We start from the raw sequence: 13827 nt of genomic DNA on the forward strand, positions 1-13827 counted from the left end.
CCGCGGCGCGGTGGCTCGGATGACAAAATATCTCACGCTGACAAATCATCCTCGCTGATTACCCTAAAAAGTGGGAGGCTATTCGCCTCCCCGATGATGAACTTATATTACCGCGGTGGTTAACCGCGAGGCGCAACACAATCGCGCCTGTTCATCGAAAATCTCAATTTGCCAGACCTGATGGCGAGCGCCTACGTGCAGCGCCTTGCACACCCCGCGCACCCGGCCTCCGCGGGCCGAACGAATGTGGTTGGCATTAACCTCCAGCCCCACCACCTTCTGTTCGCCTTCGCTGCACAGATAACCCGCCACCGACCCCAGGGTCTCCGCCAGCACCACCGACGCTCCGCCGTGCAGCAGGCCAAACGGCTGCTGGGTGCGGCCATCCACTGGCATGGTCGCCTCCAGCGTGTCGTCGGTAAACGTCTCAAAGCGAATATCCAGCAGCCCTACCATATTTCCCTCACCGAGCCGGTTGAGCTGCTCCAGCGTGGCCTGACGTTTCCAAATCATCCTATTATCTCCAGTAACGCCTGCAGCGGGTGGCGAACGCCGCTGCCTTCAATGCGCTTCACCTGACTGCGGCAGGAGTAGCCCGTCACCAGACAGCGGTTACGCGGCAGCCGCTGCATCGCCTGTTGCCAGGAGAGCGCGTAAATAGCCAGCGAGTTGGCATGGTTTTTCACCTCATGCCCATAGGTGCCTGCCATCCCGCAGCACCCGACGCTGACGTTTTCCAGTTTTGCGCCAAAGTGGGCAAAAATATCGGCCCACTGTTTCGTCGCCGCCGGTAGCGCGGTCACTTCCGTACAGTGGCCGAACAGGTACCAGGGCTCCCCTCCCTGATCCGGACGGGCAGCCGTCGTCAGGGCCTTCGGCAACCACTCATGCACTAACAGCACCTGAAAATCGCCGCGCTTGTCGCCGAGCGCTTGCTTGTACTCATCACGGTAACAAAGCACCAGCGCCGGATCGACACCCACCAGCGGCATGCCCAGCTGCGCCACGCGGTTGAGGAAGTCCGCCGTCTTCTGCGCGGTGCGCGCGAAGCGGGTGAGGAACCCTTTGATATGCTGCGCTTTGCCGTTCGGCGAGAATGGCAGCAGCACCGGCTGATAGCCTAGCGCTTCGACGAGGCGAATAAAGTCAGCCACCACCTGGGCGTCGTAGTAGCTGGTGAACGGATCCTGCACCACCAGCACCATCTTCGCTTTCTGCTCAGCGCTCAGCGCTTCGAGCTGCTCCAGGGTCATGTTGGCAGAGCGGTGGCCGGCCATCTGCTGCTTCAGCGACGGCGCCGAAAGCAGCGGCAGATCAACCATCCCGATGTGCTTCTCCGACAGCTTTTTCAGCCACGGCTGGTTAATGAAGAAGTTAAAGGTCTTCGGCGCCTGCGCCATCAGCGGCGCATAGGATTCGACCGACGCGACCAGATGATCGCGCACCGGACGCAAATAGCGGCTGTGATACAGCTGCAGGAAGCGAGAGCGAAACTCCGGAACATCGATTTTAATTGGGCACTGGGTCGAACAGGCTTTACAGGCCAGACAGCCGGACATCGCCTCTTTGACCTCGTGCGAGAAGTCATATTCGCCTTTGCGCGCATGCCAGCTGTTTCGCGTGCGGGCTACCAGCGAACGCAGGCTGACGCCCTGCTCCGGCAGCGCCTTCTCCAGCTGGTTGGGATCGACGCCGCGGTCGGCCAGCAGGCGCAGCCATTCGCGGACCAGCGTCGCCCGCCCTTTCGGCGAGTGGATGCGCTGGTTGCTGACTTTCATCGACGGACACATCGGGCTCTTGACGTCAAAGTTGAAGCACAACCCGTTGCCATTGCACTCCATCGCCCCGCGCCAGCTGCTGCGCACCGCGATGGGGATCTGCCGATCCCAGGTACCGCGCTTCACCGCATCGACTTTCATCATCGGGGCATCAACGCCTTCCGGAGGACAGATTTTCCCCGGATTCAGTCGGTTATCGGGATCAAAGGCCGCTTTGATTTTCCTGAGTTCGCCGTACAGCGCCTCGCCAAAGAACGCCGGGCTGTACTCCGCACGGAAGCCTTTGCCATGTTCGCCCCACAGCAGGCCACCATACTTCGCCGTCAGCGCCACCACGTCGTCGGAGATCTGCTTCATCAGCACCTCCTGCTGCGGATCGCACATATCCAGCGCCGGGCGCACGTGCAGCACCCCGGCATCCACGTGGCCAAACATGCCGTAGCTCAGGCCGTGGCTGTCGAGCAGCGCGCGGAACTCGACAATATAATCCGCCAGGTGTTCGGGTGGTACGCAGGTATCCTCGGCAAACGGGATCGGCTTAGCGGCACCCTTAGCATTGCCCAACAGGCCGACGGCCTTCTTGCGCATGGCGTAGATACGCTCCACGCCATCGAGATCGTGACAGACCTGCCAGCCGATGACGCCCGCCTCGCTACCGGCCATCAGCTCATCCAGCCGCTGGCACAGGGTGGTGACCTGCTGGTCAATCAGCGCCGCGTCATCTCCGGCGAACTCGACGATATTGAGCCCGAGCATTTCTTTATCCGGCACATCGGTGATCAGTTCGTTCACCGAATGCCAGACGATATCTTCGCGCGCCAGATTGAGGACTTTAGAGTCAACAGTTTCCACCGACAGGGCTTTCGCTTCGACCATAAAGGGCGCGTTACGCAGCGCAGAGTCAAAGGAGTCATATTTGACGTTGACCAGGCGGCGCACCTTCGGCAGGCGGGTGATATCCAGCCGCGCTTCGGTAATAAATGCCAGCGTGCCTTCTGAACCGGTCAGGATACGGGTCAGGTCGAACTCGCTCATCTCGTCGTTAAAGACGTGGCGCAGATCGTATCCGGTGAGAAAGCGGTTGAGTTTGGGAAACTTATCAATGATCAGTTCACGCTGCGCCTTGCAGCGCTGGTAGACCGTGCTGTAGATCCGGCCAATCGTCGATGGGGTGTTGCCCAGCGTCTCCGCCAGCGCCACCGGCACCGCCTGGGTATCGAGGATATCGCCACCCATCAGCACCGCCCGCAGGCCGAGCACGTGATCTGACGTTTTACCGTACACCAGCGATCCCTGTCCGGACGCGTCGGTGTTTATCATCCCGCCCAGCGTGGCGCGGTTGCTGGTGGAAAGCTCCGGGGAAAAGAAGTAGCCATAGGGCTTAAGAAACTGGTTCAGCTGATCTTTGATGACCCCGGCTTCGACGCGCACCCAGCCCTCTTCGGGGTTAATCTCGATGATGCGATTCATATAGCGGGACATATCGACAATAATCCCGCCGTTCAGCGCCTGGCCGTTGGTGCCGGTGCCGCCGCCGCGCGGGGTAAAGATCAGCGATTTAAAGCGTGGTTCCGCGGCGACGCGCGCCAGCAAGGCCACGTCCGCTGTAGAACGCGGAAAAAGGACTGCATCCGGCAGCAGCTGATAGACGCTGTTGTCGGTAGCCATCGTCAGCCTGTCGGCATAGCTGGTGGCGGTATCGCCGGTAAAACCCTGTTGCTCCAGTACCTGCAAAAAATTCAGCACCAGCTGAACTACCCCTGGCGCCTGAGAAATTTGTGGGATCATCACACTTGACCCTGCCTGACTATGTTGTGTTTGAAAATATTGTGTTGGTGCTAACTAAACGTTTGCGTAGCGCATTCAACTTTTTATCACATTTTTTTCATATGCGCCCACGTGTTTTCTGTGCAAAATCAGCCCGGCAAAATTATTGATATTATTATCAGTACATGGATTTACGCGGCGCCAGCATTTTGGCGCGACTGGAAAGGTAAAATTTCTCTATGATAAACCCCCATCAGCCTCGGGACATTCCGCAAATACTGCTGTCGGTGCTGTTCCTGGCCCTGATTATCATTTCCTGCCTGTGGGTTGTGCAGCCGTTTATTCTGTCCTTCGCCTGGGCCGGTACGGTGGTGATCGCTACCTGGCCGGTGCTGCTGCGTCTGCAGCGCATGCTGTTCGGCAAACGGATGCTGGCGGTGCTGGCAATGACCCTGCTGCTGTTTTTGCTATTCGTTATTCCTATTGCTCTGCTGGTCAACAGTCTGGTGGATAACAGCGTCCCGCTGATCAAACTCATCAGCAGTGGAAATGTGACGCTGCCGGATTTTGCCTGGCTGAACAGCGTACCGTTGGTGGGCGATAAGCTCTACTCCGCCTGGCACGGCCTGCTGGATATGGGCGGCTCGGCGATCATGGCCAAGGTTCGCCCGTATATCGGCACCACCACCAGCTGGTTCGTCGGGCAAGCGGCGCATATTGGCAAGCTGCTGGTCTACTGCGGTCTGATGCTGTTGTTCAGCGCGCTGCTCTACTGGCGCGGCGAGCAGGTGGCCTATGGCTTCCGCTACTTCGCCACGCGCCTGGCGGCCAAACGCGGTGATGCCGCGGTGCTGCTGGCCGGCCAGGCCGTACGCGCCGTGGCGCTGGGCGTGGTGGTGACGGCCCTCACCCAGGCGGTGCTGGGCGGGATTGGCCTTGCCCTCTCCGGCGTGCCCTACGCTGCTCTGCTGACCGTGGTGATGATCTTTACCTGTCTGGTCCAGCTCGGGCCTTTGCTGGTTCTGGTGCCGTCGATTATCTGGCTTTACTGGAGCGGGGACACTACCTGGGGCACCGTGCTGCTGGTGTGGAGCTGCGTGGTCGGCACCATGGACAACGTCATTCGTCCGGTGCTCATCCGCATGGGCGCCGACCTGCCGATGATCCTTATCCTCACCGGCGTCATTGGCGGCCTGATCGCCTTCGGCATGATCGGCCTGTTTATCGGTCCGGTGCTGCTCGCCGTCTCCTGGCGTCTGTATGATGCCTGGGTACACGAAGTGCCGCCGCCGCCGAAAGACCCTGACGTCGTCCTCGAAGAGCTCAGCGAGCTGGAAGCCGGGCGTAAGTAATCCCGTATCAGGCGGGGAGACCCGCCTGTTTCCCCCTCCGGGACGATTGTTAAGCAAAATTTATCTATCGCCGTTAAAACGCTGCCCTTGTACGCCACTTCCCTCCCTCTTGTCCCCCGGTCCTTCACAACAATTTAACTATTGAGAGGAATCTGATCGACGGCAAAGGCCCCACTGCCTACTATTAGCTCACGGTTATAAATCAACACCTTGATTTATAAGCATGGAAATCCCCTGAGTGAAACAACGAATTGCTGTGTGTAGTCTTTGCCCATCTCCCACGATGGGCTTTTTTTTGTCCTGCGCATCACGACACCGGGCAGCCTGTCACCGGCAAAAAAATCCCCGGCATCGCTGCCGGGGATGAGTGCTGTCAGGGCGAACTTATTTTTTCAGTTCCGCCAGACCTAACCAGGTTTGCACTACGGTATCCGGGTTGAGGGACAGGCTATCAATCCCTTCCTCCATCAGCCAGGCGGCAAAGTCTTCGTGGTCGGACGGCCCCTGGCCGCAGATGCCGACGTATTTACCCTGTTTTTTCGCTGCGCGGATCGCCATCGACAGCAATGCTTTCACCGCGTCGTTGCGTTCATCGAACAGTTCAGAAACCACGCCAGAGTCGCGATCCAGGCCGAGCGCCAGCTGGGTCATGTCGTTCGAACCGATGGAGAAGCCGTCGAAGTACTCAAGGAACTGCTCGGCCAGCAGCGCGTTAGACGGGATCTCGCACATCATGATGATCTTCAGCCCGTTCTCGCCGCGCTTCAGCCCCTGACGCTCCAGCTCTTCGACCACCGCTTTCGCCTGCGCGACGGTACGGACGAACGGCACCATCACTTCGACATTGGTCAGTCCCATGTCGTTACGCACGCGCTTCATCGCTTCACACTCCAGCGCGAAGCAATCGCAGAAGCTTTCGGAAACGTAGCGTCCGGCGCCGCGGAAGCCGAGCATCGGGTTCTCTTCTTCCGGCTCATAACGCTCGCCGCCCACCAGGTTGGCGTATTCGTTCGATTTGAAGTCCGACAGACGCACAATCACCCGTTTCGGGTAGAAGGCGGCGCCAAGGGTAGCGATCCCTTCGGTCAGGCGGCCAACGTAGAACTCTCTCGGCGAATCGTAGCCTTTCATCAGCTCGCGGATTTCATTCTGCAGCCCCGGCTCCTGGTCGTCGAATTCCAGCAGCGCACGCGGGTGAACGCCAATCATACGGTTGATGATGAACTCCAGACGCGCCAGCCCCACGCCTTCGTTCGGCAGGCAGGCAAAGTCAAACGCGCGATCGGGGTTGCCGACGTTCATCATCACCTTCAGCGGCAGATCCGGCATGTCGCCAACGCTGGAGCTCTTGACGCTGAAGTCCAGTAGCTCGGCGTAGACATAGCCGGTGTCGCCTTCGGCGCAGGAGACGGTGACATTCTGGTTCTCCTGAATGCGATCGGTAGCATCGCCGCAGCCGACTACCGCCGGGATCCCCAGCTCACGGGCGATAATCGCCGCGTGGCAGGTACGCCCACCGCGGTTGGTGACAATCGCCGAGGCTTTCTTCATGATCGGTTCCCAGTCCGGGTCGGTCATGTCGGTGACCAGCACGTCGCCTGGCTCAATGCGGTTCATTTCACTGATATCGTGAATAACTTTGACCGGGCCAGCGCCGATACGGTGGCCGATGGCGCGCCCTTCGGCGATGATCTGCCCCTGGGCATGGAGGGTGTAACGCTCCATCACCTGACCGCGGGAACGCACGGTTTCCGGACGCGCCTGGACGATAAACAGCTTGCCAGTGTGGCCATCTTTCGCCCACTCGATATCCATTGGACGACCATAGTGCTTCTCAATCTGCACCGCCTGCTTCGCCAGCTCCTGTACCTCCTCGTTGGTTAACGAGAAGATATCGCGCTGCGCCTGCGGCACATCTTCGATACGTACCTGCTTGCCGTGCTCCTGGGTCGGCGCATAAACCATACGGATCTTTTTCGACCCCATGGTGCGGCGCACAATCGCCGGGCGGCCCGCGGCCAGCGTTGGTTTGTGGACGTAGAATTCGTCCGGGTTCACCGCGCCCTGCACCACCATCTCGCCAAGACCCCACGCCGAGGTGATAAACACCACCTGGTCGAAGCCGGATTCGGTATCGATGGAGAACATGACGCCGGAGGAGGCCAGGTCGGAACGAACCATCCTCTGCACCCCGGCAGAGAGCGCCACGCCGCGGTGATCGTAACCCTGATGCACGCGATAGGAGATCGCGCGATCGTTAAACAGTGAAGCAAACACGTGCTTCACGGCAACGAGCACGGCGTCAAAGCCCTGCACGTTGAGGAATGTCTCTTGCTGCCCGGCGAAGGAGGCGTCCGGCATATCTTCCGCAGTGGCGGAAGAACGAACGGCGAACGAGGCCTCGGCATCATCAGCGGACAGCAGGTCATAAGCATCGCGAATCGCGGTTTCCAGTTCGCTCTGGAACGGCGTGTCGATGATCCACTGTCGGATCTGCGCGCCCGCTTTCGCTAATGCGGAAACGTCGTCAATGTCGGTTTCATCCAGCAGCGCATAGATGCGCTGGTTAACACCGCTTTGGTCGAGGAACTGATTAAAAGCATCAGCGGTGGTGGCAAACCCGTTAGGTACGGAAACACCCATACCGGACAGGTTCGTAATCATTTCACCAAGGGAGGCATTTTTGCCCCCAACTCTGTCTACATCATTCATGCCGAGTTGGTTATACCAAAGCACCAGCGGTGACGAGCCATTGTTGGACATCGAGACAATCCTTTTGTGATTTAATACCAGTGAAAAAAATTTCACGATCGACTGCAGGATTATCCTGACATATTTATGGAACTGAAAAAAACGGTGAATCGTTCAAGCAAATTATTTTTTCTTTTTTCGGACTGTTCCCGCGATATAGCTAACCTGATGATTTTTAGGAATTCTGCTGAAAAACGCTGGAAATAACGACAACAAAAAGAAAATGAACCACCCTTTTCATTAAAAACAAAAATAGCGTTTCAATTTTAACAAGAGACAAATCAAACAGGGATATGCTTAAATTTAATATCCGCTTTCAGGCAATTAAACTCATTATACCGGATGGTCAAAATGGAAAGTGCTGTAGATCGCCACGTATTTTATATTTCTGACGGTACCGCCATTACGGCGGAGGTGCTGGGGCATGCCGTGATGTCGCAATTCCCGGTCGCCATCAGCAGCGTGACTCTGCCGTTTGTTGAAAACATTAGCCGTGCGCGGGCGGTAAAAGAGCAGATCGACGCCATCTATCAGCAAACGGGGATTCGCCCGCTGGTGTTCTATTCCATCGTGATCCCGGAAATCCGCGACATTATCCTGCAAAGCGAGGGCTTTTGTCAGGACATCGTCCAGGCGCTGGTAGCCCCGCTGCAGCAGGAGCTCAACCTCGACCCGACGCCGGTGGCGCACCGCACCCACGGCCTGAACCCCGGCAACCTGATTAAGTATGATGCACGTATCGCCGCCATCGATTACACCCTTGCCCACGACGACGGCATCTCTCTGCGCAATCTTGACCAGGCCCAGGTGATCCTTCTCGGTGTGTCGCGCTGCGGTAAAACCCCCACCAGCCTGTACCTCGCCATGCAGTACGGTATTCGCGCCGCCAACTATCCGTTTATCGCCGACGATATGGATAATCTGGTTCTCCCGGCGTCGCTGAAACCCCTGCAGCATAAGATGTTCGGCCTGACCATCAACCCCGAACGGCTGGCGGCGATCCGCGAAGAGCGTCGGGAGAACAGCCGCTACGCCTCTCTGCGTCAGTGTCGGATGGAGGTGACCGAAGTGGAGGCCCTGTATCGCAAGAATAAAATCCCGTGCCTGAACAGTACCAATTATTCTGTTGAGGAAATTGCGACAAAAATCATGGACATCATGGGGCTGAATCGCAGAATGTACTAACACACTAGTACATTATTAAAAATTTGTTTATGCTATCACCCGTGGCCTATACAGGATCATGCCCTGCTCTTGCAATAAGCAGGGATTGGTTTATCGTGATGCGCATCACTTCCCGGCATTTTCGCCGCGGAAGAAACAGATTTTTGAGACCCCAATGAATAAAACAGACGAATTGCGTACCGCGCGCATTGAGAGCCTGGTAACGCCCGCGGAGCTGGCCCAGCGCCATCCGGTGACGGCCGACGTGGCTGCCCACGTCTCGGCCTCCCGCCGCCGAATTGAAAAAATCCTTAACGGCGAAGACCGCCGCCTGCTGGTGATTATCGGCCCCTGCTCCATTCACGACACCGACGCGGCGATGGAGTATGCCCGCCGCCTGCAGACCATGCGCGAGCGCTACCAGCCGCAGCTGGAGATCGTGATGCGCACCTACTTTGAAAAACCCCGTACCGTGGTCGGCTGGAAAGGGTTAATCTCCGATCCGGATCTCAACGGCAGCTACCGGGTCAACCACGGAATTGAGCTGGCGCGGCGCCTGCTGCTGCAGGTCAATGAGCTGGGCGTGCCGACGGCCACCGAGTTTCTCGATATGGTGACCGGTCAGTTTATCGCCGATCTCATCAGTTGGGGGGCCATTGGCGCGCGAACCACCGAAAGCCAGATCCACCGCGAAATGGCTTCAGCGCTCTCCTGCCCGGTCGGGTTTAAAAACGGCACCGACGGCAATACGCGCATCGCGGTCGACGCCATCCGTGCCTCCCGCGCCAGCCATATGTTCCTCTCCCCGGACAAGCAGGGGCAGATGACGATTTACCAGACCAGCGGCAACCCGTACGGACATATCATTATGCGCGGCGGCAAACGGCCAAACTATCACGCCGAGGATATCGCAGCCGCCGGCGAGGCGCTGCGGGAGTTTGATTTGCCGGAGCAATTGGTGGTGGATTTCAGCCATGGTAACTGCCAGAAGCAGCACCGCCGCCAGCTGGAGGTGTGCGCCGATATCTGTCAGCAAATTCGCGCGGGCTCCACCGCTATCGCCGGGATTATGGCCGAAAGCTTCCTGCAGGAAGGCACCCAGAAAGTGGTCCCCGGCCAGCCGCTGGCCTGGGGCCAGTCGATCACCGACCCCTGCCTGAGCTGGGAAGACAGTGAAAGATTATTGAGCGAACTGGCCGCCGCCACCGCCACCCGTCTGTAACCGTTCCGCCCACCGCGCCTGCGGTGGGCTTTGACGTTCCCGCCTTACCCCTACCAAATCCGGTAACACGATAAATAACGCTTGCCGTTAAAAACAACATTATTGATAATGATTATCATTGTTGCCTTGATTTTTATTTTGAGAGCTATGACGCGTATGGATAACACTGCCACAGCTGAAAAACCAAAAGACAATGCCCCCTATCCCGTGGCGACGGACAGACAGATCAGCAGTCGGGTGCTGTTAGGCAGCGAAGGACGGGTAGTGATTGAGCATGGCGGCCAGCGCTATCTGCTGCGCCAGACCCACGCCGGGAAGTTAATTCTGACCAAGTAAGCGCCCCGCTGAACGCGGGGCGAGGCAAGTTAGCTTGAGCAGCTGACTTCCAGACGTTTCCCCCAGTCCGGAGGGCGGCGGACGTAGTCGTCCTCGCGATCGGTAAAAGGATCAGCCAGCGCGGCATGCAGGCGCTCCAGCTCGCCCATATCGCCCGCCTCAGCCTGCTCGATCGCCCGCTGCGCCAGCCAGTTACGTAATACCAGCGCCGGGTTGACGCCCTGCATTCGCTGCTGGCGTTGAGCGTCGTCCACCTGTTCATCACGCAGCCGCGCGCGATATCCAGCGAACCAGCTGTCAAAGGCTGCCCGGTCGATAAACTCGTCGCGCAGCGGTGAGGCGGCGCTGAGCTGTTCGCTGTGGCTCAGCAGGCGGAACGTCCGGGTATAGTCGCTCTTCTCGCGGATCATCAGGGCAAACAGTCCGTCCAGCAGGTCGTTATCCCCTTTCTGCTGGCTGAACAGGCCGAGCTTATCGCGCATCCGCTGGCCATAAGCGGTCAACAAGGCGTGCTGATACTCATCCAGCGCCGCGTTCAGTGACTCAGCGCTGATAAACGGCGACAGCGACTGGGCGAGACGCTGCAGATTCCACAGCCCCACCGCCGGCTGGTTTTCAAAACTGTAGCGCCCCTGGTAATCAGAGTGGTTGCAGATGAAGTCCGGCTGAAAATCGTCAAGAAAGCCATAAGGGCCGTAGTCGATGGTCAGACCGAGAATCGACATGTTGTCGGTATTCATCACCCCATGAGCAAATCCGACGGTTTGCCAGCTGGCAATGGTCTGTGCGGTGTGCGTGACAACGTCACGGAACCATAACAGATACTTGTCTGCCTCATTCTGCAGCTGCGGCCAGTGGTGGCGAATAACATAGTCGGCCAGTTGCTGGACTTTCTGCGGCTCACGGCGATAGTAAAAATGTTCGAAATGGCCGAAGCGCACATGGCTCTCAGCCACCCGCATCAGCATCGCGCCAGGCTCCACGCGTTCGCGGTAGACCGGGGTATCGCTGGTCACCATCGCCAGGGCGCGCGTCGTCGGGATGCCCAGAGCGTGCATCGCCTCTGACGCCAGACTTTCCCGGATCGTCGAGCGCAGCACGGCGCGGCCGTCCCCCATCCGCGAATAGGGCGTCAGGCCAGCGCCTTTCAGATGCCAGTCGTAACGGCGACCATCCGCCAGCTGCTGCTCGCCGAGCAGGATCCCGCGTCCGTCACCCAGCTGGCCGGCCCAGGCGCCAAACTGATGGCCGCTATAAACCTGCGCCAGCGGCGACATGCCCGGCAGCAGCGCTTCGCCGCCCCAGACGCCGGCGCCGTTTTCAGGCGCAAACAGGGCGTCGGGCACCCCCAGCTGCTGTGCCAGCGGGGCGTTGCGCCAGATGAGTCGGGCGTTATCCAGCGGCGTTGGTGACAGGGAAGTGTAAAAGTCCGGCAGTTCATCCCGCCAGTGGGTGGTAAAAGAAAGGGTCATGGTTCCTCCTCTCTCCAGTGTAGTGCCTGGAACCGCGGATTAACACGGGCGGAAAACAGGGTTATCGGCATAAAAAAGGGAAGCTCTCGCTTCCCTCTGCGTTCTGAATGGCGTCAGATGCGCCGCGCCTGCCAGAACTTTTTGTTCCAATAGACGTTATCCAGCGAGGAACGGGTGACGCCCTGGCTGGTGGAGGCATGAATAAACTGGTTGTCGGTATCGTAGATGCCAACGTGTAAACCGCTCTCGCCTGAGCCGGTTTTGAAGAACACCAGATCGCCGGGCAGCAGATCGCGCTTATCGATGCGGGTACCGATTTCCGCCTGCTCGCGGGTTTCCCGCGGCAGCTGGAGGGCAAATTTATCGCGAAACGTGCGCACCACGAAGCCGGAGCAGTCAACGCCGCGCGGCGTCATGCCGCCATAGCGATACGGTGCGCCGCGCCAGCTGCGCAGCTGCTCGTTCAGATTCGCCACCACCGTGATGGAGTCAGCCAGCCGTGGATTCGGCGGCGGTGCCCGATGGCTGCTGCAGCCGGCTAAAATTAACGCCGCCGCCAACATGAACCAGAAGCGCATTTCAGATGATCCCTCTGTCCCTAGTCTCTATATCGCAATAATTTAGCTTGTTTATCAATACACTGACAAGGTGACTGCGTGCTACTGTGACGCGATGAGCATAATATGACCGGCCACCTCCACGCGCTGGAACGGGATCGCATAGGCAGCGGTTAAATTTTCCTCATTCAGCACCTCGGCGGTCTCTCCGCAGGCGATGGCTTCGCCCTGGCAGAGTAGCCAGCTTTGTCCGGCATGGCGCAGGGTATGGTTGAGATCGTGGCTGCTCATCACCACCGCAATCCCCGCCGCGCTCAGCTCACGTAACAACCGATCCAGCGCCGCCTGCTGAGCCACATCCAGACTGTTCATCGGCTCATCCAGCAGCAGCAGTTGACCCGCGGGATGACTCAAGGGATCGATCTGCAGGATCACGGCCGCCAGCCGTACGCGCTGCCACTCACCGCCCGAAAGCTGATTGACCTGACGGCCCAGCTTATTGTCCAGACCAAGCCTGGCCGCGATATCGCTCAGACGGGCGCTATCGCCCTGCTGCTGCATATGCAGCGCCAGGTAGTGCCACACCGGCATGGCGAACGGCGGGGTCTGGTGTTGGCACAGATATCCGCGACGGCGCGCCAGCTCCGTCGCCGGCCACTCATCAAGCCGCCGTCCGTTAAAATGAACCGTGCCGGGGCCGTCGGACAGCCCCGCCATGCGGGTCAGCAGCGTGCTCTTCCCTGCGCCGTTCGGCCCCACCAGGTGGACAATCTCCCCGGCGCGAAAAGCCGCAGAGAACGGGGCCAGGCGCCCCGCCGTCTCTACATCCTGTAGCTGCATCAGAAACGCCATTATTTCGCCAGCGCTCCTTTAATCGCCGCCACCAGCTGCGGATCGTCCGGCGTCATATCCGGAGAGAAGCGCTGAATGACGTTGCCCTGGCGATCGACGAGGAATTTTTCGAAATTCCACAGAATGTCGTCCACATACAGCGGCGCCCGGCCTTTGCTGGCCATCCGCTCATAAAAACCGCTGCCTTCCGGGGCCACCGCTTTCGGCGCGGCGGCAATCAGTTTTTGATACAGCGGCGCGCGATGTTCACCGTTGACGTCAATTTTGCTGAACAGCGGGAAGGTGACGCCGTAGGTGGTGCTGCAGAAGGTCTTAATCTCTTCTTCACTGCCCGGCTCCTGGCCGAGGAACTGGTTGCAGGGGAACCCCAGCACGCTAAAGCCCTCGCCGGCAAATTGCTTTTGCAGATCCTCGAGTTGCTCATACTGCGGCGTCAGGCCGCATTTCGAGGCCACATTGACGATCAACAGCACCTTGCCGGCAAAGGATGCCAGGGTGGTTTTCTCGCCATCAATGGTCGTCACTTCGGTATTCAGAATGTCATGTTGCATAGCCTGTCCTCAATGGATAAACCGG

The 13827-nt window shown here is 58.7% G+C and carries 12 protein-coding genes and 1 other RNA gene; 6 read left to right on the forward strand and 7 right to left on the reverse strand.

Annotated features, from left to right (window positions below; all coding sequences use genetic code 11):
- Nucleotides 1-102 precede the first annotated feature (102 nt).
- Together menI and ACKLKD_RS02505 are read right to left on the reverse strand one after the other, a co-directional pair.
- Nucleotides 103-513 carry a 1,4-dihydroxy-2-naphthoyl-CoA hydrolase gene (gene menI, locus ACKLKD_RS02500; protein WP_025712054.1) on the reverse strand — a complete coding sequence of 137 codons (411 nt, stop codon included), beginning with the start codon at nucleotides 511-513 and terminating at the stop codon, nucleotides 103-105.
- Nucleotides 510-3566, reverse strand: coding sequence for an FAD-binding and (Fe-S)-binding domain-containing protein (locus tag ACKLKD_RS02505; RefSeq protein WP_025712052.1), 3057 nt, complete (start codon nucleotides 3564-3566; stop codon nucleotides 510-512). Before ACKLKD_RS02505 ends, menI begins: the two co-directional genes overlap by 4 nt.
- 218 nt (nucleotides 3567-3784) lie before the next feature.
- Between ACKLKD_RS02505 and ydiK the strand changes: the two genes are divergently transcribed.
- Entirely contained in the window at nucleotides 3785-4897 is a 1113-nt protein-coding gene (gene ydiK, locus ACKLKD_RS02510; RefSeq protein ID WP_087805175.1) for an AI-2E family transporter YdiK, read from the forward strand.
- A 191-nt stretch (nucleotides 4898-5088) separates the two neighbouring features.
- Nucleotides 5089-5196, forward strand: an RNA gene (gene rprA / locus ACKLKD_RS02515) — antisense sRNA RprA.
- An 85-nt stretch (nucleotides 5197-5281) separates the two neighbouring features.
- Here the strand turns inward: rprA and ppsA are convergent.
- Nucleotides 5282-7660 carry a phosphoenolpyruvate synthase gene (ppsA, locus tag ACKLKD_RS02520; protein ID WP_087805173.1) on the reverse strand — a complete coding sequence of 793 codons (2379 nt, stop codon included), beginning with the start codon at nucleotides 7658-7660 and terminating at the stop codon, nucleotides 5282-5284.
- A gap of 75 nt (nucleotides 7661-7735) precedes the next feature.
- Here ppsA and ACKLKD_RS02525 point away from each other — a divergent pair, with 75 nt between their 5' ends.
- The 4 genes from ACKLKD_RS02525 (at nucleotide 7736) to hemP (ending at nucleotide 10370) form a co-directional block, all read left to right on the forward strand.
- Nucleotides 7736-7855, forward strand: coding sequence for a hypothetical protein (locus tag ACKLKD_RS02525; protein WP_042929239.1), 120 nt, complete (start codon nucleotides 7736-7738; stop codon nucleotides 7853-7855).
- 144 nt (nucleotides 7856-7999) lie between these two features.
- Nucleotides 8000-8833 carry a pyruvate, water dikinase regulatory protein gene (ppsR, locus tag ACKLKD_RS02530; RefSeq protein WP_002909061.1) on the forward strand — a complete coding sequence of 278 codons (834 nt, stop codon included), beginning with the start codon at nucleotides 8000-8002 and terminating at the stop codon, nucleotides 8831-8833.
- A gap of 154 nt (nucleotides 8834-8987) precedes the next feature.
- Nucleotides 8988-10034 (forward strand): 3-deoxy-7-phosphoheptulonate synthase AroH, encoded by a 1047-nt coding sequence (gene aroH / locus ACKLKD_RS02535; protein WP_025712048.1) that lies wholly within the window; start codon nucleotides 8988-8990, stop codon nucleotides 10032-10034.
- A 156-nt stretch (nucleotides 10035-10190) separates the two neighbouring features.
- On the forward strand, nucleotides 10191-10370 hold the full coding sequence (gene hemP, locus ACKLKD_RS02540) for a hemin uptake protein HemP (protein WP_023290103.1): 180 nt from the start codon (nucleotides 10191-10193) through the stop codon (nucleotides 10368-10370).
- 29 nt (nucleotides 10371-10399) lie between these two features.
- Here hemP and selO read toward each other — a convergent pair whose 3' ends face one another.
- From selO to ACKLKD_RS02560, 4 genes are all read right to left on the reverse strand, one after another.
- Nucleotides 10400-11842 (reverse strand): protein adenylyltransferase SelO, encoded by a 1443-nt coding sequence (selO, locus tag ACKLKD_RS02545; RefSeq protein WP_087805171.1) that lies wholly within the window; start codon nucleotides 11840-11842, stop codon nucleotides 10400-10402.
- Nucleotides 11843-11955: 113 nt separating this feature from the next.
- Nucleotides 11956-12420 (reverse strand): NlpC/P60 family protein, encoded by a 465-nt coding sequence (locus tag ACKLKD_RS02550; RefSeq protein ID WP_002909082.1) that lies wholly within the window; start codon nucleotides 12418-12420, stop codon nucleotides 11956-11958.
- Nucleotides 12421-12501: 81 nt separating this feature from the next.
- Nucleotides 12502-13251: a vitamin B12 ABC transporter ATP-binding protein BtuD gene (gene btuD / locus ACKLKD_RS02555; protein ID WP_061154232.1), complete on the reverse strand. Its 750-nt coding sequence runs from the start codon at nucleotides 13249-13251 to the stop codon at nucleotides 12502-12504.
- Nucleotides 13251-13802 (reverse strand): glutathione peroxidase, encoded by a 552-nt coding sequence (locus tag ACKLKD_RS02560; protein ID WP_074385548.1) that lies wholly within the window; start codon nucleotides 13800-13802, stop codon nucleotides 13251-13253. The genes btuD and ACKLKD_RS02560 overlap by 1 nt, the downstream gene beginning before the upstream one ends.
- Nucleotides 13803-13827 lie beyond the last annotated feature (25 nt).

Origin of the sequence: Klebsiella sp. 10982 (assembly GCF_048589245.1) — a bacterium.
In the GTDB taxonomy this organism is placed as follows: Bacteria; Pseudomonadota; Gammaproteobacteria; order Enterobacterales; family Enterobacteriaceae; genus Klebsiella; species Klebsiella quasivariicola.

Bases quoted from the DNA above. Each gene is read 5' to 3' on its own strand.
- ACKLKD_RS02550 (WP_002909082.1), bottom strand. From the start codon at position 12,420: ATGCGCTTCTGGTTCATGTTGGCGGCGGCGTTAATTTTAGCCGGCTGC.
- hemP (WP_023290103.1), top strand. From the start codon at position 10,191: ATGGATAACACTGCCACAGCTGAAAAACCAAAAGACAATGCCCCCTAT.
- ACKLKD_RS02525 (WP_042929239.1), top strand. From the start codon at position 7,736: ATGGAACTGAAAAAAACGGTGAATCGTTCAAGCAAATTATTTTTTCTT.
- aroH (WP_025712048.1), top strand. From the start codon at position 8,988: ATGAATAAAACAGACGAATTGCGTACCGCGCGCATTGAGAGCCTGGTA.
- btuD (WP_061154232.1), bottom strand. From the start codon at position 13,251: ATGGCGTTTCTGATGCAGCTACAGGATGTAGAGACGGCGGGGCGCCTG.
- ACKLKD_RS02560 (WP_074385548.1), bottom strand. From the start codon at position 13,802: ATGCAACATGACATTCTGAATACCGAAGTGACGACCATTGATGGCGAG.
- ACKLKD_RS02505 (WP_025712052.1), bottom strand. From the start codon at position 3,566: ATGATCCCACAAATTTCTCAGGCGCCAGGGGTAGTTCAGCTGGTGCTG.
- ppsR (WP_002909061.1), top strand. From the start codon at position 8,000: ATGGAAAGTGCTGTAGATCGCCACGTATTTTATATTTCTGACGGTACC.
- ppsA (WP_087805173.1), bottom strand. From the start codon at position 7,660: ATGTCCAACAATGGCTCGTCACCGCTGGTGCTTTGGTATAACCAACTC.
- menI (WP_025712054.1), bottom strand. From the start codon at position 513: ATGATTTGGAAACGTCAGGCCACGCTGGAGCAGCTCAACCGGCTCGGT.
- ydiK (WP_087805175.1), top strand. From the start codon at position 3,785: ATGATAAACCCCCATCAGCCTCGGGACATTCCGCAAATACTGCTGTCG.
- selO (WP_087805171.1), bottom strand. From the start codon at position 11,842: ATGACCCTTTCTTTTACCACCCACTGGCGGGATGAACTGCCGGACTTT.